Below are 650 nucleotides of genomic sequence, written 5' to 3' on the forward strand. Positions count from 1 at the left end.
GAGGTGATCCAGCCGCAGGTTCTCCTACGGCTACCTTGTTACGACTTCACCCCAATCATTGACCCCACCTTCGGCCGCTGGCTCCTTACGGTTACCTCACGGACTTCGGGTGTTGCCAACTCTCATGGTGTGACGGGCGGTGTGTACAAGGCCCGGGAACGTATTCACCGCGACATGCTGATTCGCGATTACTAGCAACTCCGGCTTCATGTAGGCGAGTTTCAGCCTACAATCCGAACTGGGATGAGTTTTTGAGGTTTGCTCCACCTTGCGGTCTTGCGTCTCGTTGTTCTCACCATTGTAGCACGTGTGTAGCCCTGAACATAAGGGGCATGATGATTTGACGTCATCCCCACCTTCCTCCCGGTTAACCCGGGCAGTCTCATTAGAGTGCTCAACTTAATGGTAGCAACTAATAATAAGGGTTGCGCTCGTTGCGGGACTTAACCCAACATCTCACGACACGAGCTGACGACAACCATGCACCACCTGTCTCCCTGTCCCCGAAGGGATTTCCTCCATTACGAGTAATGCAGGGGATGTCAAGTTCAGGTAAGGTTCTTCGCGTTGCTTCGAATTAAACCACATGCTCCGCTGCTTGTGCGGGCCCCCGTCAATTCCTTTGAGTTTTAGTCTTGCGACCGTACTCC

General features: G+C 53.2%; 1 rRNA gene. It reads right to left on the minus strand.

Annotated elements, in window-relative coordinates:
* A 16S ribosomal RNA gene (locus ABDZ69_RS17070) occupies positions 1-650 on the minus strand; the annotation flags it as partial.

The sequence above is a fragment of the Clostridium malenominatum genome (genome assembly GCF_039521365.1).
GTDB classification, from domain to species: Bacteria; Bacillota; Clostridia; order Clostridiales; family Clostridiaceae; genus Clostridium_AW; species Clostridium_AW malenominatum.